19 protein-coding genes are annotated in these 21,874 nt (G+C 61.0%); 10 read left to right on the forward strand and 9 right to left on the reverse strand.

The window, feature by feature from the left end:
- Positions 1–238 precede the first annotated feature (238 nt).
- From LVD08_RS08040 to LVD08_RS08055, 4 genes are all read left to right on the forward strand, one after another.
- Positions 239–1,207, forward strand: coding sequence for a LysR family transcriptional regulator (locus LVD08_RS08040; RefSeq protein ID WP_027610909.1), 969 nt, complete (start codon positions 239–241; stop codon positions 1,205–1,207).
- A 382-nt stretch (positions 1,208–1,589) separates the two neighbouring features.
- The gene (locus LVD08_RS08045) at positions 1,590–1,964 is read left to right on the forward strand and encodes a DUF6124 family protein (protein WP_247267873.1); all 375 of its coding nucleotides are present in this window, start codon (positions 1,590–1,592) and stop codon (positions 1,962–1,964) included.
- A 697-nt stretch (positions 1,965–2,661) separates the two neighbouring features.
- On the forward strand, positions 2,662–3,636 hold the full coding sequence (locus LVD08_RS08050; protein ID WP_247267874.1) for a 2-hydroxyacid dehydrogenase: 975 nt from the start codon (positions 2,662–2,664) through the stop codon (positions 3,634–3,636).
- Between the two features lie 149 nt (positions 3,637–3,785).
- Positions 3,786–4,295: a DUF2165 family protein gene (locus LVD08_RS08055; protein ID WP_247267875.1), complete on the forward strand. Its 510-nt coding sequence runs from the start codon at positions 3,786–3,788 to the stop codon at positions 4,293–4,295.
- Positions 4,296–4,314: 19 nt separating this feature from the next.
- Here LVD08_RS08055 and LVD08_RS08060 read toward each other — a convergent pair whose 3' ends face one another.
- Entirely contained in the window at positions 4,315–5,217 is a 903-nt protein-coding gene (locus LVD08_RS08060) for a DMT family transporter (protein WP_247267876.1), read from the reverse strand.
- A gap of 254 nt (positions 5,218–5,471) precedes the next feature.
- Here LVD08_RS08060 and LVD08_RS08065 point away from each other — a divergent pair, with 254 nt between their 5' ends.
- Positions 5,472–6,347, forward strand: a complete 876-nt coding sequence (locus LVD08_RS08065; protein ID WP_247267877.1) for a helix-turn-helix domain-containing protein — start codon at positions 5,472–5,474, stop codon at positions 6,345–6,347.
- 142 nt (positions 6,348–6,489) lie between these two features.
- On the opposite strand, the gene LVD08_RS08070 is transcribed toward LVD08_RS08065, so the two are convergent.
- From LVD08_RS08070 to LVD08_RS08095, 6 genes are all read right to left on the reverse strand, one after another.
- Entirely contained in the window at positions 6,490–8,919 is a 2,430-nt protein-coding gene (locus tag LVD08_RS08070) for a TonB-dependent siderophore receptor (protein WP_247267878.1), read from the reverse strand.
- A 205-nt stretch (positions 8,920–9,124) separates the two neighbouring features.
- The gene (locus tag LVD08_RS08075) at positions 9,125–10,114 is read right to left on the reverse strand and encodes a FecR family protein (RefSeq protein ID WP_247267879.1); all 990 of its coding nucleotides are present in this window, start codon (positions 10,112–10,114) and stop codon (positions 9,125–9,127) included.
- Positions 10,111–10,677 (reverse strand): RNA polymerase sigma factor, encoded by a 567-nt coding sequence (locus LVD08_RS08080; protein WP_064586043.1) that lies wholly within the window; start codon positions 10,675–10,677, stop codon positions 10,111–10,113. Before LVD08_RS08080 ends, LVD08_RS08075 begins: the two co-directional genes overlap by 4 nt.
- A gap of 1 nt (position 10,678) precedes the next feature.
- A complete protein-coding gene (locus LVD08_RS08085; protein WP_247267880.1) occupies positions 10,679–11,005 on the reverse strand; it encodes a DUF3325 domain-containing protein in 327 nt (108 codons plus the stop codon).
- A complete protein-coding gene (locus LVD08_RS08090) occupies positions 11,005–12,588 on the reverse strand; it encodes a PepSY-associated TM helix domain-containing protein (RefSeq protein WP_247267881.1) in 1,584 nt (527 codons plus the stop codon). Before LVD08_RS08090 ends, LVD08_RS08085 begins: the two co-directional genes overlap by 1 nt.
- On the reverse strand, positions 12,585–12,890 hold the full coding sequence (locus LVD08_RS08095; protein WP_007967542.1) for a DUF3649 domain-containing protein: 306 nt from the start codon (positions 12,888–12,890) through the stop codon (positions 12,585–12,587). Before LVD08_RS08095 ends, LVD08_RS08090 begins: the two co-directional genes overlap by 4 nt.
- 178 nt (positions 12,891–13,068) lie before the next feature.
- Here LVD08_RS08095 and LVD08_RS08100 point away from each other — a divergent pair, with 178 nt between their 5' ends.
- The 3 genes from LVD08_RS08100 to fecA all read left to right on the forward strand — a co-directional run bounded on the left by LVD08_RS08100 (position 13,069) and on the right by fecA (position 17,024).
- Positions 13,069–13,557, forward strand: coding sequence for a sigma-70 family RNA polymerase sigma factor (locus LVD08_RS08100; RefSeq protein WP_115988181.1), 489 nt, complete (start codon positions 13,069–13,071; stop codon positions 13,555–13,557).
- Positions 13,554–14,486, forward strand: coding sequence for a DUF4880 domain-containing protein (locus LVD08_RS08105; RefSeq protein ID WP_247267882.1), 933 nt, complete (start codon positions 13,554–13,556; stop codon positions 14,484–14,486). The genes LVD08_RS08100 and LVD08_RS08105 overlap by 4 nt, the downstream gene beginning before the upstream one ends.
- Before the next feature lie 207 nt (positions 14,487–14,693).
- Positions 14,694–17,024, forward strand: coding sequence for a TonB-dependent Fe(3+) dicitrate receptor FecA (gene fecA, locus LVD08_RS08110; protein ID WP_247267883.1), 2,331 nt, complete (start codon positions 14,694–14,696; stop codon positions 17,022–17,024).
- 206 nt (positions 17,025–17,230) lie between these two features.
- On the opposite strand, the gene LVD08_RS08115 is transcribed toward fecA, so the two are convergent.
- Together LVD08_RS08115 and LVD08_RS08120 are read right to left on the reverse strand one after the other, a co-directional pair.
- On the reverse strand, positions 17,231–17,635 hold the full coding sequence (locus tag LVD08_RS08115; RefSeq protein WP_027610895.1) for an HPF/RaiA family ribosome-associated protein: 405 nt from the start codon (positions 17,633–17,635) through the stop codon (positions 17,231–17,233).
- Positions 17,636–17,835: 200 nt separating this feature from the next.
- On the reverse strand, positions 17,836–18,783 hold the full coding sequence (locus LVD08_RS08120) for a LysR substrate-binding domain-containing protein (protein ID WP_007914183.1): 948 nt from the start codon (positions 18,781–18,783) through the stop codon (positions 17,836–17,838).
- 135 nt (positions 18,784–18,918) lie between these two features.
- Here LVD08_RS08120 and LVD08_RS08125 point away from each other — a divergent pair, with 135 nt between their 5' ends.
- Positions 18,919–20,295: an L-serine ammonia-lyase gene (locus LVD08_RS08125; RefSeq protein ID WP_247267884.1), complete on the forward strand. Its 1,377-nt coding sequence runs from the start codon at positions 18,919–18,921 to the stop codon at positions 20,293–20,295.
- Between the two features lie 50 nt (positions 20,296–20,345).
- The gene (locus tag LVD08_RS08130) at positions 20,346–21,683 is read left to right on the forward strand and encodes an HAAAP family serine/threonine permease (protein WP_342453866.1); all 1,338 of its coding nucleotides are present in this window, start codon (positions 20,346–20,348) and stop codon (positions 21,681–21,683) included.
- Positions 21,684–21,874 lie beyond the last annotated feature (191 nt).

Raw genomic sequence — 21,874 nt, forward strand, 5'->3', positions numbered from 1 at the left:
CTGGGGGGGGCGGGCTGGGCGGCGAAGGCGTCCGATAAGAAGCCGCCGGGAGGAAGAGAAACCCGCTCCCCCGACCCACCCCCCTCCCACAACGGCGCAATTCTAGGTGGGCGCCTTGGTGGCGATAAGCTGGGATTCCTGTGAATCTTTGTTACCGTTAACGAGATAATCCGTTGGTCGGGGGTCTCAGCCCCTGAAACTTCGTGTCACAATTTGCCATCTCCCTTGAGAGCACCCCATGGACACATTGCAAAACATGCGCGCCTTCAGTTGTGTGGCCGAAGCCGGCAGCTTCACCGCCGCTGCCGTGCAACTCGACACCACCACGGCCAACGTCTCGCGCGCGGTCTCCAACCTGGAAGCCCACCTGCAAACCCGCCTGCTCAATCGCACGACCCGGCGCATCGCCCTGACCGAGGCCGGCAAGCGCTACCTGCTGCGCTGCGAACAGATCCTGGCCTATGTCGAAGAAGCCGAAGCCGAGGCCAGCCAGGCCCACGCCCGTCCCGCCGGCCAGTTGAAAGTGCACACCATGACCGGCATCGGCCAGCACTTCGTGATCGACGCCATCGCCCGCTACCGCAAGACCCACCCGGACGTGACCTTCGACCTGACCATGGCCAACCGCGTGCCGGACCTGCTCGACGAGGGCTACGACGTGTCCATCGTGCTCGCCAGCGAACTGCCGGACTCGGGCTTCGTCTCGCAACGCCTGGGCATCACCTACAGCATCGTCTGCGCCTCCCCGGCCTATGTGAAAGCCAACGGCTGCGCGCAAAAACCCGCAGACCTGCTGAACCACGCCTGCCTGCGCCTCGTCAGCCCGGTGATCCCCCTGGAAAAATGGGCCTTCAACGGCCCGGACGGCCAGGAAATGGTCACCATCAACAGCTCGCCGTTCCTGGTGAACTCCGCCGACGCGATGAAAGCCGCGATCATCAGCGGCATGGGCGTCGGCGTCCTGCCGGTCTACGCCGCCATCGAAGGCCTGCGCAACGGCACGCTGGTGCGGATGATGCCGAACTACCGCTCGCAGGAACTCAACCTGTACGCGATCTACCCTTCGCGGCAGTACCTGGATGCGAAGATCAAGACCTGGGTCGAGTATTTGCGCGGGTCACTGCCGGAGATATTGGCGGCGCATCAGGCGGAACTGGCGGCGTATGAGTTGAGTGGGAGCCTCGCCGGAGCCCGCGTCGCCAACTGATTTTCAACACACGGTGTTCACTGTAGGAGCTGCCGCAGGCTGCGATCTTTTGCCCTTGATGTTTAAAAATCAAAAGATCGCAGCCTACGGCAGCTCCTACAAAAGCGGTGATTTGAAGGGAGTTTTCCGACAGGTTTTGACGGTTGTGACTCGGAAGTGGGGTGGATAGGCTCAGGGGGTCGTTGACGAATCAACGACCGGACTTGGTCGTCCGGGTTTAGAATGGCGCACTTTTTAAGCTTGCTTAATGGCGAGCTGTGCGTGGGAGGGCCTTGGCCCTGCCGGGTTTCCATTCCCTGGTCGACCAACCTGCGTACGGTTCGCCACCCTATTGCTTGGTCGCAGTACGTGGCGAACTCCACATCCCGAATGGAGTTCCACCATGCTCAAACCGACACCCAATCCGCCCCAAGCCGAAAGCACCTCCCCCTACGAATCCCTCGATTCAAAAAAGCTCCACGACGCCGCCGAGCGTGCACTCGACCATTACCTGAAACCTTCCGCCGCCGCTGTGAGATTCCACAAACCCAGCAGCATGTTCCAGGTCGCCCCCGACATGGACAACGAAAGCCTGCTGGTTCACGCCTGCGAATCACTGGCCTCGGCAAGCATCATGACCAGCGACATTGCGGCCTATGTCGAAAGCCCGCAGCGACAGACGATACTGGCGATCCAGCAGATCATCATGCTGGCCGAGCTGGCGGTGAATCGGGTGCTGGATAATGTGGAAGTGAGCCAATCTGCAGCACACAGCTGAGCCATTGTGGGAGCGGGCTTGCTCGCGAAGGCGTCAGCACATCCAACACTTTCGATGACTGACACACCGCTTTCGCGAGCAAGCCCGCTCCCACAGGGGGATTGGGGTGAGTCAGTTAGAAACTGGTCGGCTGTCAGACCGCCATCGCTAGCAAGCCCGCTCCCACAGGGGGAATGGGGTGAGTCAGTTAGAGCCTGGTCGGCTGTCAGGCCGCCATCGCGAGCAGGCTCACTCCTACAGAAAAGCAAAGCAGTCCAGACAGACCGCATGCTCTTCACCACTCAAATGGCCGAGTGTCAGCTCGCCGAAAGCTCTTGATCTTGCCGTGGCGGCCCCATCGGCAGGCTGAGTGGAGGGGTTTATCCGGGGGTGGGAGCGCAGCGACCGTTTGGCGCAGCCAAACACATCGAGAGGAGGTGCAGCGAAGCAAACCGGAGGCGATGCCCCCGGATGAACCCCGCAACGAAGGAACCCGAGCCTAAGCGAGGGCCGAACGCAGGGGCCAAGACCTTTGCTTCCTTTGGGGCGTTTGCCAAAGGGAGTCGCTGTAAGAGCGAAACCGCCAGCAGCAGCACCCGAAGCAACGGATATGTCCCCCATCAACCCAAAGCATGGTCGGCCCAGAGGCCGCCAAGACAACCCAAAACAGAAATGTTAGCTTGCTTGGCAATAAAGCCCAGAAGCCGAGCCCATAGCGATGAAAAAAACAGTCCTGGCCTTCAGCCGCATCACCCCACCCATGATCGAACGCCTGCAGCAAGAGTTCGACGTCATCGTCCCCAACCCGAAGAACGGCGACATCAACGCCCAATTCAACGAAGCCCTCTCCCACGCCCACGGCCTGATCGGCGTCGGCCGCAAACTCGGCAAAGCCCAACTCGAAACCGCCACAAAACTCGAAGTAGTCTCCAGCGTCTCCGTCGGCTACGACAACTACGACCTCGACTACTTCAATGAACGCGGGATCATGCTCACCAACACCCCCGACGTACTCACCGAAAGCACCGCCGACCTCGCCTTCGCCCTGATCATGAGCAGCGCCCGCCGCGTCGCCGAACTCGACGCCTGGACCAAGGCCGGCCAATGGCAGGCCAGCGTCGGCGCACCGTTGTTCGGCTGTGACGTCCACGGCAAAACCCTGGGCATCGTCGGCATGGGCAATATCGGCGCCGCCGTCGCCCGCCGTGGCCATTTCGGCTTCAACATGCCGATTATCTACAGCGGCAACAGCCGCAAGACCGAACTGGAACAGCAACTCGGCGCGCAATTCCGCAGCCTTGACCAACTGCTGGCCGAAGCCGACTTCGTCTGCCTGGTGGTGCCGCTCAGCGACAAGACCCGCCACCTGATCAGCCATCGCGAATTGGCGTTGATGAAGCCGGGGGCGATTTTGGTCAACATCTCCCGTGGCCCGGTGGTCGACGAGAAGGCGCTGATCGAAGCCCTGCAAAACAATCGCATCCGTGGCGCCGGACTGGACGTCTACGAGAAAGAACCGCTGGCCGAGTCGCCGCTGTTCCAGTTGAAAAATGCTGTGACATTGCCGCACATTGGCTCCGCCACGAATGAAACGCGCGAAGCCATGGCCGATCGAGCACTGGCCAATCTGCGCAGCGCGCTGCTCGGCGAACGCCCGCAGGACCTGGTCAATCCGCAAGTCTGGCGCGGATAAAAAATGACGGGCAAGTGCAAAACCACACTTGCCCGTTAGTTGCCGCCCTACACAACTTGAAATTGAACAACAAAGCCAACTTAACAACAGCATTATAAGCTCTGCCCTGGCAATCGAATGTTCGACCACTGCTATGGAGAGCTAATCCCGTGAACAACCTGACAACCGATAAAGTTATTCGCTACAGCAAAGTTATATTAATGGCTTACATCAGCTTCTTTGGTGTATTGGTGATGATTCACAACTTTACCGACTATGACTCGAACTACACGTACGTGGCTCATATCCTGAGCATGGACACAACCACCGCCAGTGAGTCCATAAAATACCGAGCCATCGACTCACCGATGATTCACCACCGGATCTATTGGTTCATCATCACACTGGAAGTGACGTATACAGCGTTGTGCCTGATAGGCACCTATCAACTCTATCGGCACATCAATGCGCCTGCAGAGGTATTCCACGAGGCAAAAAAGTTCTCGATCATGGGCATACTGGCGGCAATTTTCATTTATTACGTGTGCCTGCAAACCGTGGGCGTGGAATGGTTTGACATGGACACTTCCCAATCATGGAATGCCAAGGACTGGGCCCGGCATATCGTAGATTTTATATTGCCAGTGATGATTTACATCACCTTGAAAGTCGAGCGCTGATGTTCAGTGATCATTTGTTTCATACCAACTTCCCCTGCACCGGCGCCACCAGCGTTTTCGGCTTACGAAACACCAAGACATTACCCAGCATCACCAACACCAGCCCGAACAACGCCGGTGCCGTCCACTGATAACCTTCAGCAAACGCTGACACGTTCAGTGCCACCACCGGAAACAGCACGGTGCAATACGCCGCACGTTCCGGCCCCATACGTCCGACCAGCGTCAGGTAAGCGGTGAAGCCGATCACCGAACCGGGGATCACCAGATACAGTAACGCCCCGACGTAACGCGGTGACCACTCCATGTCGAACGCAATGCCATTGACCAGACACCACACCGACAACATCGCCGCACCATAAGCCATGCCCCAGGCATTGGTGGTCAAGGGTTTCAAGCCTGCCTTCTGCTGCAGGCTCGACAGCATATTGCCCGCCGAAAAACACAAGGTGCCACACAGCGCCAGGCCAAGACCAAGCAACGTTTCAGGGCTGGCGTGATGGCCGGCCAGTTCCGGCCAGAACAGCATTCCCAGACCGAACAAACCGAGCGCGCCGCCCATCAACACGTTGCGCGCAATGCGCTGACCGAAGAACACGCGTGCATTGAGCGCATTCCACAAAGTGGCCGTGGAAAACACCACCGCCACCAGCCCGCTGGGAATCCACTGGCTGGCGGTCAGAAAGCACATGAAGTTGACGCAGAACAGGCACAGCCCCTGCGCCACACAGATCAGATGTCCGCGCCGATTCATCGGTTGCAGCCGCCGACTGAGCAGCAACAGCACGAACAGCACCAGCGCGGCGAGACCGAAGCGATAAACGATCGACACCGGAATCGCCACCACGCCCAGTTGCCATTTCAGGGCAATCCAGGTGGTGCCCCAGATCAGCACGGTCAGCAGATACAGCGAAAGGTTCATGACGAAACTCCTGAGAACACCGGGCACTCTGTGGCAAGCGAGCTTGCTCGCGCTTGAGTGCGCAGCACTCACTGATGGGTCCGCTGCGCAGCCCGGCGGGAGCAAGCGCCCTCGCCACAGGGTTGTGTTGTATGGAGGTTCAGGGTGCGACAGCAACGATCGGGGCGCTTGCAGATTCTTGCGCTTTTGTCGCTCGACAGGCTGGCAGCGCGAAAGCTACGGAGTAGGATGCAAGGCGTTGGAGAGAACCGAATATGGCCGCTATCGATACCCTGCAAGTCTTCCAAGCCCTCAACCGCTCGCCGAATGCACGCCTGTTGCACAGCGCCGATCTCGGTGACGGCTTGTCTGCGGCCCTGTGGACCAACCACCACGATGCCCAGGAGTACGAAACGCCGAGCCACCACACGCTTTCCTGCTACATCGCCGGGGGCACGGGCACCTTTCGCCGTGGCCAACCGGGGCGCAAGGGCGGACCGGACAAGTTGTGCATCCTGCCCGCCGATCACCAATCGGGCTGGGTGATCAACGGCGATCTGCGTCTCGCTCATCTGTATTTCAGCGCCGAACAATTTGCCTTGGGTTGCGTCACGCTGCTGGATCGCGAGCCGCGAGAGATGCAGTTGCGCGAGCAGACCTTTCTGGAAGATCCGCAGCAGGCCCGACGCTTTCGTCAGTTACTGACACTGAATTGGGACGAACCGGCCGAACGCCTGCTGACCAGCAGCATTGCGCATGAATTGATCAGCCATACCCTGCTCAGCCAGGTCGGCGCCCGGCAGGGTGTGCGCCTCAAGGGCGGACTGGCGCCCCATCAGCGGCGGCAACTGGTCGAGTTCATCGACAATCAGTTGGCCGAGCCGATCAGCCTCGGGCAACTGGCCGGGCTGTGTGCGCTGTCGGAATACCACTTTGCGCGGATGTTTCGCGTGAGCTTCGGCCTGCCGCCGCATCAGTACGTGCTGGCGCGACGCTTGAGCCGGGCGCGGGAGTTGTTGCACGCGACGGCGTTGCCGCTGGGGGAGATTGCACTGGTGTGCGGGTTTACCAGTGCCAGTCATTTCACCAACCGGTTTCGGCAGGTATTGGGTGGGACGCCTGGGGAATATCGGCAGGCGTTTTTGCGTTAGATCCGCGATTTTTATTGCCTGATCGGGCCGTTTCGCGAGCAAGCCCGCTCCCACAGGGTTCAGAGTGAACTCAGATTGTGTGAATAACACGATCCAGTGTGGGAGCGGGCTTGCTCGCGAAGAACGATGACGCGGTCCTGGATCAGAACTCCAAAGTGCTCGACAACGAAATCTGCCGCGAATCGCCCATCGACACAAAGAACCGGCTCGCCGCCGAGGTGTAGTAGGTGCGGTCGAACAGGTTCTTCACGTTGAGCTGGAACTTGACCTTCTGCCCTTCGAGTCTGGTGTCGTAAGTGGCAAACGCATCGGCCACGGTGTAGCTCGGCAGGTCGAAATCATTCACCGCATTGCCCGCGCGTTCGCCGACATACCGCGCCCCGGCACCGACCCGCAGTTGGTCGCCACCCATCACGCTGCCGAAGTCATACACCGCCGACAATGAACCGCTGTTCTTCGCCACGTTTTGCAAGCGATTGCCTTTGTAGTCCGGGTCTTCGGTGACCTCGGCATCGGTGTAGGCATAGGCGCCGATCAGGCTCCAGCGATCGGTCAACTGCCCGGTCAGGTCCAGTTCCAGACCCCGGGAACGCACTTCGCCAGCCGCGCTGTAAATGGTGGTTGGGCCTTCAGAATTGGAGACCAGCACGTTGCGCTTCTTGATGTCGAACAGCGCGATATTGCCGGTGATGCGCCCCGGCATATCCAGACGCGCACCCAGTTCCCACGACTTGGCCTCTTCCGGCGCAATGCTGCCGTCGAGCACGGTGCTGCTGCCGCTGAGCGGGGCGATGGTCGAGTTGGGTTTGAACGATTCGGTGTAGCTGCCGTAGAACGACAACTCGTCGGTGTAGCGATACACCAGCCCCGCGCGAGGCACGAATTTCTGCCCGTTGCTGTCGGTGTTGGCCTTGAACGGCACGCCTTTGCCGGCGTACTGGTCGTACTCCTGGAAGCGCCCGCCGGCGACCAGAATCCACTGATCATTGAGATGGATCGAGTCCTGCAGAAACACCGAATCGCTGCGCAGCAGATCGGTCTGCGCACTGTCCGCCGGACTGACCGTGGTGCCTTCGACTTCGCGGCCGTAGACCGGGTTGACGTAGCTGAAGGTGCTCAGGCTTTTCTGGCGGATCAGGTCAGCGCGGTAGATCTTGCGGTACTCGTCGTCAACGCCGAACACCAGATCATGCTGCATGCCCAGCAGGTTGACCTTGCCCTCAAGGCTGGCGGTGGTGAAGCGGTCAGTGCTGATCGCGCCTTGCGTGCCGTCCATGCTGCGGGTCAGCGTGCCTTTTTTGGTGTCGATGGCGGTCACGCGTACCTGGCTGGCGTCGTAGGTTTCGCGGTTCCAGCTGTAGCCAAAATGGGCTTTCCAGTCGTCGTTGAGTTCGTGGTCGGCTTCGAAGTGGTACAAGTCGGAACGGCCTTCCATGTCGTTGAACGGCTCGTCCAGACGCTCGTTGCGCGAGATGTCCAGCGGATGGTTGGTGCGCGGATCGATTACCGTGCCCCGGTCGAACGGGGTGAGAAACTCGCGGTGTTCATAGCCGAACGACAGCTTGGTACGCTCGCCGAACCAGGCCAGCGACGGCGCGATCAGCGTCTCGCGGTGAGTGCCGTAGTTGCGCCAGTAATCTTCGTCTTCATGGTCCAGCACCAGCCGATAGGCCAGCCCGGATTCGCCCAGCGCCCCGGTGCTGTCGAAGGTGCCACCGCTGCCATTCTTGCCGTCGCCGTAGGTGGAACCGCGCAGGGTCAGGGCGTTGTATTGAGTCAGTTCCGGCTTCTTGCTGACCAGGTTGACCACGCCGCCCGGATCCTGAATGCCGTAGAGCAACGAGGCCGGGCCCTTGAGCACTTCGACCCGATCGACCGTCGCGTTCATGCCACGGCCCTGCACGATCGGCATGCCATCGCGCATGATCGAGCCATTGCGGTTGTCGCCGAAGCCACGGGTCATCACCGAGTCCTGGGTGCTGCCCAAGGTGTTGCCCTGGGTGATGCCGCTGACGTTGGCCAACGCATCGTCGAGATTGCGCGGGGCCTGATCGCGAATGACCTGGGCCGGGATCACGTTGACGGTCTGCGGGATTTCCTGCAGCGAAGCCGAGGAGCGCATCACCGAACTGGTCTGCGGCGGCTGATAGCTCATCGACTCGTCACGCATCGACGTGATGGTGGTCGCGCCAAGATTGAGTGCGCCTGCGGTGGGTTGCGGTTCCAGCGCCAGGGTGTGGCTGTCGGTACGGCGAAAGGTCATGCCGGAACCACTGAGCAGGCGTTGCAGCGCCTGTTCGGCGCTCATCTGGCCGCTGACGGCCGGGGCGTTGAGGCCGTACGGCGCTTCATCGGTGTAGACCACGCTTTGCCCGGTGACGCGGCTGAAGTCGCTCAGAGCCTGGGGCAGTGGTTTGGCGCTCAGGGAGAAACTGAACTGTTTCTGTGTCGGACTGCTGACGGTTTCAGCGGCCAGCGCCACACTCAGCGGCAACAGCGCCAATGCGGAAAAACTCAATGCCGAAACACCCAACCACTGTTTGACCGAACCCGATTTTGCCCTGGACTTCATTGCTCAATGACCTGTGTAGAACCGCAACGGATGCGAATGACTCGCAGTTTCAGTCACTACACGGATGGGGCTGCGGTTTACCTCACCACTCATTTGAAAATATTTTTTGGTGTCTGAAAGAACGCTATCGCGAGCAGGCTCACTCCTACAGGGGGAACGCATTCCAAATGTAGGGGTGAGCCTGCTCGCGATGGCGCCGGCAGGCTCAGCGCAAAATAATCAGATGCCCCCGCACCTGATGCTGCTCAAACCCCATCACACCCTGCAGAGGACTGAGCACCGCCTGCGGATCCTTGCTCGGAAAACTGCCGCTGACTTTGCGCGCAGCCAACTCATCATTGAGCACAACAATCCGCCCCGGGTAATAGCGCCGCAGATCCTCCACCACGTCGGCCAGCGACGCCTTGTAGTAATTCAGCCAGCCTTGGCGCCAGGCCAATTGCGCTTCGCTGTCCACCGCGTGCGATTTTTCCGCAATGCCCTGCCCGTAAGCCACTTGCTGGCCGGCGGTCAGAATCTGCTGTTGCGCGTTGCGATTCGCCGCCACGCCAACACGCCCGGACAGCACCGTGACTTGCGCACCACCGGGCTGCAGACGCACTTCGAACTGCGTGCCGAGCACCCGCGCCTCACCCTTCTCCGCCGCGACCACAAACGGATCCCCCGTATGCGTGACACTGAAAAATCCGGCACCGCGACGCAATTGCACATGCCGCTCGCCATGACTGAAATCCACCGCGATGGCGCTGTCGGCATCCAGCGTGACTTGCGATTGATCGGCCAGGGTCACGGTGCGGATCTCGCCCGGTGCCGAAACGTAATCGGCACCCAGATCATCGATCCAGCGCTGCGGCTGCCAACCCGTGCCAAGGCTGATCATCAGCATCAGACACGCGGCCATCGCCAGCGCGCCCGACCAGCGCAGCAGCGTTGAACGACGCGGACGATCCATCGCATTGAGGTAGCCCTGCAACGCCAACGCCTCTTCATCGGCCAAGGTACGCGCCGGACTTTCGCTCAACTCCCAGAGCACTTGCGCCTGGGCGTAGGCCTCGGCGTGGGCCGGGTCGGCGCGCAGCCATTGGCTGAAGGTCAGTTGATCGCCGGTGCTCGGGCGGTCGTGCAGCAGGCTCAGCCAGGCGAGCGCGGCCTGCTCCTGAGCAGGCGTCGGGGTGACGCGGTCGGTGACTTTCACGGTGCTTTCCCTGGCAGGCGTGGCGCGGGTTCGCGCAGGCTGGCCTTGCAGGCCTCGAGGGCGCGCATCATATGTTTTTCCACGGCGCTTTGGGACAGGCCCATGGCCTTGGCGATGTCTGCGTATTTGCGGCCGTGGATGCGATTGAGCAAAAAGATCTGCCGAGTGCGCTCGGGCAAGGCGCGCAACGCCGCTTCGACATGGCGCAGATCATTGCCCGCTTCGAGCGCGGCTTGCGGTTCGCTGCCGTGACTGTCCGGCGCATCCGGTTGCCAGCCCTCATTGACCCGCACCCGCGTGCCTTCGCTGCGCAAGTGATCGATGGCGATGTTGCCGGCGCAGCGCAAAAGGTAGGTGCTGAGTTCTTCGACCTGCACCAGCGGCCGTCGCCAGAAACGCAGAAACAGATCCTGCACCAGATCCGCCGCCGTGGCCCGGCAGCCGACGCGCCGGTTGACCAGCGCCTCCATCTGCGAGCGCTGCGACAGGAACACCTGAAGAAAATGCGCACGCGCGCCGTGCGGTTCGTCGTCGCGGGATTCCGGGGGATGACCGGTCAGCATGTCAGACCTGCGCCCAGGCAGCGACCGGGCTGGCCAGCAGACTCAACCCGGCCAGTGCGAGGGCCAGACGTGGGCGATACGGCAGCAACAGCACCAATGCCAAAGCGCTGAGCATGAGCACCGCGAACCAGTCGACCAGACCGAAACTCCAGCCGTGTGCAGCGACTGCCGCCCATAGCGACAGCCCGAGCAACAGCCAACCGGCGAGTTTCAGACCCCGTGCGCGTCGCGCCGAGGGTTTGTTGCCGAGCAGGTCATCGTGGTGCCGAGGCATCGACAGACACAGCGCACTGAACGCGGCATAGCACAGCAACAACGCCAGCAACATCAGCTGACCTCCTGCTCAAGCGCGATCGGTCGCGGCTTTTCGCGGGATGTTTTTTTCACGCTGACGGCGCCGCCGGCACGCTGCATTTTCCATGCGGCCCAGCCGAGGAACAGACCTGCGCCCAGGCAAGTCAGATCGAAACCCGCCAGCGTCCAGTCACCTTGCGCCAGCGTTACCCCGAGATTCCACGGTGTGGTCAGATTGATCAGCGGCACCGCGATAAACAGCACGGCAGCCAGCGCGAGCTGTTCGACCCAGGCCTTGCGCCCTTTGCGCAGCAACGCGTGCACCACACTCAAAGCCCAGGCGATAAAAAACGCATTCACTTCCTGAACGGCGCGCCCGAGCAGATCTGTCGGCAACAGGCGATTGGCCAAAAAGAACACCGCCACCGCCAACACCAGCCCGGCCATGCTGGCGATGTTCAGCACTTCCACCAGACGCAATTCGAACGGCATCACGCCGCTCTTGGCGTGTTTGAGCTGGCGCTTGCCAAGCCAGATCACCAGCCCGGTGCCGATCATCGCAGTACTCGCCAGACCACAAATGAAATACAGCCAGCGCAATGTCGACCCGGCAAAGTGGCCCATGTGCAAACCGTAGAACGTGCCGCCGACGGCCATCGCGACGGGCTGCTCCGGGGTGCTGCCGAGGCGCTCGCCGGTGACGCCGTTGAACGTCACCGCGCGACCGAAATCGTGGACGACGCGGTCGCCACGGCGCGACAGCACCACCGAGGCATTCGCGTCCCCCGGGTTGTTCACTGTCAGCCGCGCGGTGCTGCCTCCCGCCCACTGCTCGCTGGCCTTGGCCAGAAGTGGAGCCATCGGGCTCAGCGGCGCCGCCCGGTTGGCTCGCTCAGGGGTCTTCGATGCCGGAAAAACTTCGTCGTAAAAGGTGCGCACGTCGCCGTTATAGGATGCCAGAATGCTCGCCGGCATGACCATCGCCATGAAAATCACCAGGCTGCTGTAGGTGATCATCAAGTGAAACGGCAACACCAGCACGCCGACCGCGTTATGCCCGTCGAGCCATGAACGCTGGCCTTTGCGCGGGCGAAAGGTGAAGAAGTCCTTGAAGATTTTCTTGTGGGTGATGATGCCGGTGATCAGCCCGACGAACATCACCATCGCCGCCATCGTCGCCAGCCAGCGGCCCCATGGATAAGGCATTTGCAGCTGGAAATGGAAGCGATAGAAGAACTCGCCGCCCAGGCTTTCGCGGGCCTGGACTTCACTGCCGGTCTGCGCGTCAATTGTTCTGGATTCGAACTTGCCGCGCTGGCCCGGTGCGTTCGGCGCCTGCTGCCAGCGCACCGTCAGGCCCGGGTCACGGGCGTCGGGCAAGTCGATCAGCCAGCGCGAGGCGCCGGCGGCGTGTTGCTGCAGGTAACTCTGCGCCAGGGTCAGGCTCGCTTCGGCATTGATGGGCCGCGAGGGAATTTCCGGCTGCATCCAGTGGCTGATCTCATCCTTGAAATAGGCCAGCGTTCCGGTGAGAAAAATCGCAAACAGCAACCAGCCGAACACCAGCCCCGTCCATGTGTGCAGCCAGGCCATCGACTGACGAAAGCCCTCTTTCATGCGTAACCCAAGCCGCGCGCGGCACCCGACACCGTCGCCAGAATCACGCTGGGCACCAGCAAACCGACCCACGCCGACCACGCCGTGCGGCAAGCGAAGCACCACAGCACCGCGACCAGATAGACCAGAAAGGAAATGGTCATACCGGTCACCACCGCTTCGGCGCGGCTCAACGGCAGCCACATCGTCAACGCGACACTGGCCAGCGCCGCGACCAGATAGCCGCCGAACACCGCCGCCAGCACCCGCGAAGTGACAGCCAGACGATAGGACATGGGAAGTGAGGCGAGTTTGCCTTTCATGTTTCAACCCTGAAACGAAAAAACGTCCGGCCAACGAGCCGAACCAACAGGCGAGCAATATTAATGATAAATATTCTCATACGCAAAAGCATCTGATTGCCGGACACCCTCACCCGCCCCTACAATGCGAACAGTTCTTGTTCTCTAACGCATCGATCATGCGCCCGGAGTAATACCCTTGTCGTCCGCCCATCCCGTCGAATCGCTCTACCACGACCACCACAGCTGGCTCACCGGCTGGTTGCGGCGCAGACTCGGCTGCCCGGACAGCGCGGCGGATCTGGCGCAAGACACGTTCATCCGCGTGCTCAGCTCTCGCGAACCCGCAGTGATCATCGAGCCGCGCGCCTTCCTCACCACCCTCGCCAAACGCGTGCTGTTCAATCATTACCGTCGTCAGGATCTGGAACGCGCCTACCTCGACACCTTGGCGCAGATGCCGGAAATGGTTGCGCCATCGGAAGAAGACAAAGCGATCATCCTGCAAACCCTGATCGAACTGGATCAGTTGCTCGATGGCTTGCCGCGTCTGGTCAAGCGCGCCTTTTTGCTGGCGCAGGTAGATGGCCTGACTTATCCGCAAATCGCCGCCGAACTGGGCATCTCCGTGGCCACGGTCAAACGTCATCTGCAAAAAGCCGCCCTGCGCTGCTATTTCGCCCTATGAACCGCGTCCCGGATTTCTCTGCGCAAGTGGCCGAACAGGCCGTGCACTGGCTGATGGAAATGCAGCAGGGGACGCTCTCCCCGCGTCAGCAACAAGCCTGGCAGCAATGGCTGGACGCCCACAGCGAACATCGTCGCGCGTGGGAGCACATGCAGCGGGTCAACCAGCGCTTGCGCGGCGTGGCTTCGCCATTGGCCCATGCCGCGTTGAACGGGCAGAAGTCTTCCAGTCGCCGTCAGGCGCTCAAATTGCTGCTGCTTCTCGGTGCCGGTTCTGCCGTCACCTGGGGCATGCGCGAGCACAATCCACTGCCGACACTGCTCGCCGATTACCGCAGCCCGCTGGGGGAGCGCCGCAAGGTTACGCTGGGTGCGGGCAGCCAGTTGCAGCTCAACACCGCGAGCGCAGCGGACGTGGACAGCACGCAACGGCTGATCCGTTTGCTGGAAGGCGAGATCCTCCTAAGCACCGCCCAAGCGTTCGAAGTGCGCACGGCGCAAGGGCTGTTGAAAACCAGTGCTGCCCGACTCAACGTCCGGCAATTTGCCGATCGCACGCAGGTGGCGCTATTCGAAGGCCAGGTCGAATTGACCCGCCCCGGGCGCGAGCCGATGTGGCTACCCGTTGCCCGTCAGCTGAGTTTCAGCGCCACCTCAGTCAGCGAAGCCAAGCCACTGGACGCCAACAGCGGCGCCTGGGCCGACGGCATGCTGATCGCCGCACACATGCGCCTGGGCGACTTCCTTGAAGAGCTCGGGCGTTACCGTCGCGGCCAGTTGCATTGCGATGCGAAAGTGGCCGACTTGCTGATCTCCGGGACCTATCCACTGGACGACAGCGAGCGGATTCTTGATCTGCTGCAAATCAGTCTGCCGGTGAAAGTACGGCGGTTTACCCGCTATTGGGTCAGCGTAGAGGCGCGGGTTTAAAACAAAACTGTGGCGAGGGAGCTTGCTCCGCTGGCCTGCGCAGCAGGCCCTCAATACAGGGGCCGCTTTGCGCCCCAACGGGGAGCAAGCTCCCTCGCCACAAAATCAGTCATGCAAAAAATATTCGTAAACCGTGAGCCGTTTTTCAGATCTGGCGTGACAGAGAAGGAAAGCCCCGTTGATTCAACCTTCTCAGGATCACCCTTCATGCACCCCACCCGCCTCACGCCACTGGCCCGTCGCCTGCGCAACCTCATACTGGGCGCCAGCCTGAGCTTCAGCGCTCTGCCGGCCATGGCCGCCGAAACCAGGGTTTACCACATCGCTCCGGCGTCGCTGGAAAACGCCCTCAACCAGTTTGGTCGTGAAGCCGGCGTGCTGATTTCCTTCGGCTCGCAGATCACCCGAGGCGTGCAAAGCCGTGGCCTCGAAGGCAGCTACAGCACCGCAGAAGGCCTCGATGCACTGCTCGAAGGCACCGGCCTGCAAGCTCGCGCCGAAGGCAACAATGCCTTCAGCCTGCAACCGGTCGGCGACACGGCGCTGGAGCTGGACACCTCGAAAGTCGTCGGTGACTGGCTCGGTGAAGCGGCGCAGGTCAACGTGTTCGAACACCCCGGCGCCCGCGATGTGATCCGCCGCGAAGACTTCGAACGTCAAGGCGCGACTCAGGCGCGCGACGTGCTCAACCGCATCCCCGGGGTCAATGCCCCGGAAAACAACGGCACCGGCAGCCACGACATGGCGCTGAACTTCGGCATTCGCGGCCTCAATCCGCGCCTGGCCGCGCGCTCGACCGTACTGATGGACGGCATTCCCGTGCCGTTCGCACCGTACGGCCAACCGCAGTTGTCGTTCGCGCCGATCAGCATGGGCAACATGGATGCCGTGGACGTGGTGCGTGGCGGCGGCGCGGTGCGTTACGGCCCGCAGAACGTCGGCGGGGTGGTCAACTTCGTGACCCGTGCCATTCCCGACGCGCCGACGGTCAAGGGTGGCTTCCAGACGGAGACCAGCCCGTCGTCGAGCCATGACGGCTTCAAAACCAGCGCCAACCTGCTGGCCGGCGGCACCAACGAAAATGGTCTGGGCGGCGCGCTGCTTTACTCCGGCACCCGTGGCGGTGACTGGCGTGAACACAGCGACAGCGAAATCGACGACCTGATCCTCAAGGGCAAATACCAGCTCGACGAGGCCAACAGCTTCAACGCCATGGCCCAGTATTACGAAGGCAAGGCCGACATGCCCGGCGGCCTCAGCGTCGCCGATTACGACGCCGATCCGTATCAGTCGACGCGCCTGAAAGACCAGTTCTGGGGTCGCCGCACAATGTTCAACTTCGGCTATCGCTATCAGGAAGATCGCCGCGAATTCACCGCCAACACTTTCTTCACCAAGACCCTGCGCAGCGGTTATCTGGATCAGGGCAGTTTCCTCTCGCTGTCACCGCGCGAATATTGGGTACGCGGTTTCGAAACACGTTTCGCCCAAGGCTTCGACCTCGGCCCGACCAGCCATGAAGTCGGCGTCGGTTACCGCTACATCAACGAGGCCGGCCACGAGTTGCGCTATCGCACGCCGATCAGCAGCAACCAATACCCGACTACCGACAGCCGCAACGACCGCGACACCCGTGGTGGCACCGAAGCCAATGCGTTGTTCGTCGACGACCGCATCGACATCGGCAAGTGGACCATCACTCCGGGCGTGCGCTACGAGATGATCGAGTCGCAGCAGACCAACAACCTGACCGACGTCAAATACAAGGGCGACTACAACACCGCGCTGCCGGCGCTGAACGTGCTGTATCACCTGAGCGACAGTTGGAATCTTTATGCCAACACCGAAGGTTCGTTCGGCAGCGTGCAATACAGTCAGATGCCCAACCGTGTGAGCAGCGGCGAAGTCAAACCGGAGAAGGCCCGCACTTGGGAACTCGGAACCCGTTATGACAACGGCACCCTGCGCGCGGAAATCGGTGCGTTCCTGATCAACTTCGACAACCAGTACGAAAGCAACCAGACCAACGATTCGGTGATCGCCCGGGGCGAGACCCGTCATCAAGGCATCGAGACCAGCGTCAACTATGCGCTGGATGACTTGAGCCCGGCACTCGCCGGTTTCGATGTGTACGCCACTTATGCCTATGTTGACGCGACCATCCGTGAAGACGGGCCGAACAAGGGCAATCGCGTGCCGTTCTCTTCAAAACACAAGGGCACGATTGGCGTTGGTTACACCGAAGGCCCGTGGAAACTCAACGTCGACAGCAGCTTCCAGAGCGACCAGTTCGCCGACAATGCTAACACCTCCAGGGAAAGCGCCGACGGCAGCACCGGCAAGATCCCCGGTTACATGCTGTTCAGCAGCCGCGCCGGTTACGACTTCGGCCCGCAACTGTCGGATCTGAACGTGGCGGTGGGGGTGAAGAACATCTTCAACACCCAGTATTTCACCCGCTCGTTCGATGACAACAACAAGGGCAAGTACGTGGGTGAGCCGCGCACGGTGTATGTACAGACGTCTGTAGCTTTCTGACAACTGTGGCGAGGGAGCTTGCTCCCGCTCGGCTGCGAAGCGGCCGTAAATCTTGCTGATGCGGTCTGACTGTTGAACGGCGTTGCAGGTTTTGGGGCTGCTTCGCAGCCCGGCGGGAGCAAGCTCCCTCGCCACACATTGACCAAACAAAAACGGGCCTGCTTGCGCAGGCCCGTTCTCATGGGGTGGCTTGAAAAATCAGCACATCAACTGTTGATCGCTGCCTGTTCGTTCTCGAGAAACTCTTCCTCCAGCAGTGCGTCATTCGCCTTGCTGAATGGCACGATGGCGGCGCGGGGTTTGCCTCGCAGTTTGCCAAACAGGTGCTCCAGCGCGTGTTCCAGTTTTTCGGCTGCACCGTCGATCGCCTGTTCCAGCGAATCGGCTTTGTGGGTGACGGAAATCGGTTGATGGCCTTTTGGCCGCGCTTCCAGTTGGCAGCGCAAGTCATGGGGACCTGGTTTGTCGCCGTTCTCGTCGCTCAGGTGGACTTCGACACGGGTCAGGTCTTCTTCATAACGTTCGAGCGTGCTCTCAATAGTTGTACGTACCCACTCCTCCAGTCGCTTACTGCTTTGAATATGGTTATCGCTGTTGACTTGGATTTGCATAGTTCATCCCTTATTTCAGCTAGCTCGCCAGAGGCCTTGAGTTGGATTTCCTGACCTCCTGGTTACAACAATCGGCCCGACCGGCGAACATTTCAACCCCTAAAAAAAGATAAATATTCATTCGCAAAAAAAGCCGGACAACCGGGCAAGTCACTGGTAAGGTCGGGAGTTGGGTCGCCTCGCAACCCTGCAAAATCTGCTCACAATTGCCCGTCGTTCAACGGGTGCAAGCTGCGGAAAATCCCCGCCTCCTCCACCAGCCAGTCATGCACCGCGCGCACGCCCGGATGGCTCAAGGCCCCCGGCGCATACAGCAGCACGTAGCGTTTGTGGTTGGGCACCGACAGCCCGAACGGCACAATCAACGTCCCGCGCTCCAGTTCATCGTTGAGCAACGTGCGTCGGGCAATCGCCACGCCCATGCCGGCGATCGCCGCTTCGATGGTCAGGTGATTGCGATTGAACGTGTGCCCACGCCGTACGTCGGCGCCTTCAAAGCCAATCGCGTTCAGATAAAACTCCCATTCCGCGTATTCATAACTGCCGCGCCAGGCGGTGATGTCGTGCAACAGCGGGAAATGCACCAGATCCGCCGGCCCGTGCAGCGGCGGGCGTCCGCGCAACAAACTCGGCGCGCAGACCGGGAAAATCTGCTCATCGAGCAAGGCTGTGGATAACAGTCCCGGATAGCTGCCGTCGTTCAGGTCAATCGCCAGATCGAAATCGCCCTCGTGCAACGGCACGCTGCTGTCCTCGGCCACCAGGCGCAACTGGATGTCCGGATAGCGCTGCTGCAGACGCGGCAAACGCGGGGTCAGCCATTTGCTGAGGAACGACGGAATCGAACGCACCCGCAGAATCCCGCTGATCATCCCCGCATCCAGTCGACGCAATTCCGCATCAATGCTGCCGTAGGCCTCGTTGACGGTAATCGCTAACCGCTGGCCTTCCGCACTCAACTCCACGCCCCGCGCTCGTCGGTGGAACAGGCGAAAACCGAGGCGCTCTTCCAGTTGGCGAATCTGCTGGCTGACCGCCCCCGGAGTGATGTGCAGCTCTTCAGCGCAACGGGTGAACGACAGGTGCCGCGCGGCACAGGAAAACACCTGCAGCCAGACGTAGGTCTGGGCATGCAATTGACGACTCATCGTTTAGTCCTGCTAAAGGCTTTCTTAGGAAGTTTCGTTGGTCACGTAGATCTGACGTAGGCAGTATCGCCGACATTGCGCTTGTCCTACAAAAAATGGCAGCGATTCCTACTCCATTGCTTGTAAGGGTTTAGCATGGCTATCAGTGTTTTCGATCTATTCAAAGTCGGCATCGGTCCGTCCAGTTCCCACACCGTCGGCCCGATGCGCGCCGCCGCGACCTTCGCCCAGGCGCTGATCGATCAACGGTTGCTCAACGATGTGCGCCGCGTGGAAATCCGTTTGTACGGTTCGCTGTCGGCCACCGGTGTCGGCCACGCCACCGACCGCGCCACCGTCATGGGCCTGATGGGTGAATGGCCGGACAGCATCGATCCGGCGACCATCGATCCACGCATCCAGCAACTGCGCGAAAGCGGCGTGTTGCTGCTGGCCGGCCAGCGAGAAATTTCCTTCAACTGGCAGCACGATCTCCTGCTGCTGGACGAAAGCCTGCCCTACCACCCCAACGCCATGTCGCTGACAGCCTTTGGCGAAAGCGCCGAGCTCTTTACCCAGACGTACTACTCGATCGGCGGCGGTTTCATCATCGAAGCGGCGGAAGCTGAGTCCGGTGTGGCGCCGGCCGGCGACGTGGTGCTGCCGTACGATTTTTCCAGCGCTGCCGAGTTGCTGAGCCTGTGCAAGCAGCACAACTTGCGCGTGTCGGAATTGATGATGGCCAACGAACGGGCCTGGCGCAGTGACACTGAAATCCGTAACGGCTTGCTGCACATCTGGTCGGTGATGCGCGAGTGCGTCGAGCAAGGCCTGCGCCACGAAGGCATCCTGCCCGGTGGGCTGAACGTGCCGCGCCGCGCGGCGAAATTGCACCGCAGCCTGCTGGAAATCGGCAAGCCGAATGTCATCAGTTCGACGCTGTCGGCGATGGAGTGGGTCAACCTGTTCGCCCTCGCCGTCAACGAAGAGAACGCTGCCGGCGGGCGCATGGTCACCGCGCCGACCAATGGCGCGGCCGGGATCATTCCGGCCGTTCTGCACTACTACATGAAATTCAATCCAGACGCGTCTGACGATGACGTCGTCGCTTTCTTCATGGGCGCCGCCGCCGTCGGCATTCTGTGTAAGAAAAATGCCTCGATCTCCGGCGCCGAAGTCGGCTGCCAGGGCGAAGTCGGTTCGGCCTGCGCCATGGCCGCGGCGGGCCTCGCTGAAGTACTCGGCGCAACTCCGGAGCAACTGGAAAACGCCGCTGAAATCGGCCTGGAACACAACCTCGGCCTGACCTGCGACCCGGTCGGCGGCCTGGTGCAGGTGCCGTGTATCGAGCGCAATGCCATCGCCGCCGTGAAGGCGATCAACGCCACGCAAATGGCCCTGCGCGGCGACGGCAAACACTTCATTTCCCTCGACCGGGTAATCCGAACCATGCGCGATACCGGCGCCGACATGCACGACAAATACAAAGAGACTTCACGGGGCGGCCTGGCTGTGAACTGGGTGGAATGCTGACGCGCATTGCCTGACCGTCCCGGCGGGCCGCAACTTGCGGCCCGCCCACCGTGGGCCCGAGCAAAAATAATAACGAGGCAAAAACGAAGGCCGGTGGACGTACACCTGCTGCCGAAAATCCCGCTGTAGGTCGCACACGCAACACCGCAATAGCCCACAAGGGCTGGAGCAAATCCGACACCACCTGGATGCTCGGTCTGTATGGCACCGCCATCGGTGCCGGCACTTTGTTTCTGCCGATCAACGCCGGTGTCGGCGGTTTCTGGCCATTGCTGATTCTGGCGTTGCTGGCGTTCCCGATGACCTTTTTCGCCCACCGGGGCCTGACCCGCTTCGTGCTGTCCGGGCGTTCGGGCGACATCACCGAAGTCGTTGAAGAACACTTCGGCATCGGTGCCGGCAAGCTGATCACCCTGCTGTACTTCTTCGCGATCTTCCCGATCCTGCTGGTGTACAGCGTCGCGCTGACCAACACCTTGAGCAGCTTTCTCGAACACCAATTGCACATCGCCCCGCCACCTCGGGCAATCCTGTCGCTGGCGCTGATCCTCGGCCTGATGGCGATCGTGCGCTGCGGGCAGAACGTGATCGTCAAAGCCATGAGCGTGCTGGTCTATCCGTTCGTCGCCGCGCTGCTGTTGCTCGGCCTGAGCCTTATCCCCAACTGGAACGGCGCGTTCTTCGCCAGCGCCAAGGAAGCGATGCCGCTGTCGACGTTCCTCAAGACCCTGTGGCTGGCGATCCCGGTGATGGTGTTCTCGTTCAACCATTCGCCGATCATCTCCGCCTTCGCGGTTGACCAGAAGCAGCGCTACGGCGCCGAGGCCGAACGCAAGAGCAGTGGCATCCTCGCGATGGCCCACGGGATGATGGTGGTGACGGTGATGTTCTTCTGCTTCAGCTGCGTACTGGCGCTGTCGCCGGCCGATCTGGCAGCAGCGAAGGCGCAGAACATTTCGATCCTGTCGTACCTGGCCAACCACTTCCAGACCCCGGTCATCGCTTACGCCGCGCCGCTGATCGCGCTGGTGGCGATCACCAAATCCTTCCTCGGCCACTACATCGGCGCCAGCGAAGGCTTTCAGGGCATGATCGTCAAGAGCCTGCGCGGTCGTGGCAAGGTGATGTCGGCGAGCTGGCTGAACCGTGCGACCGCGCTGTTCATGATCCTCAGCTGCTGGGCCGTGGCGACGTTCAACCCGAGCATCCTCGGCATGATCGAAACCCTCGGCGGGCCAGTGATTGCCTGCCTGTTGTTCCTGATGCCGATGTACGCCATCCGCCGTGTGCCAGCCTTGCGCCAGTACTCGGGACAGGCGTCCAACGTGTTCGTGGTGCTGATCGGCCTGATTGCACTGTCGGCGATCATCTACTCGGTTCTGCCCTGAAACGGGCCACAAATGACAAAGGCGAGCCATGGGCTCGCCTTTTTTATGCCGTATCCATTGTCCAACAATTTTCCCGGCATGCCCCTTGCAAATCCCCTGTAGGAGCTGGGCCAGGGGGGGGGGCTTTTTTTTTTTTTATCCCAGATGAAACAGGGGCCGAACAAAAAAGCCCGGCCGCGGCCGGCGCCCCC

This window comes from Pseudomonas sp. YL2, from assembly GCF_023063025.1.
In the GTDB taxonomy this organism is placed as follows: Bacteria; Pseudomonadota; Gammaproteobacteria; order Pseudomonadales; family Pseudomonadaceae; genus Aquipseudomonas; species Aquipseudomonas putida_A.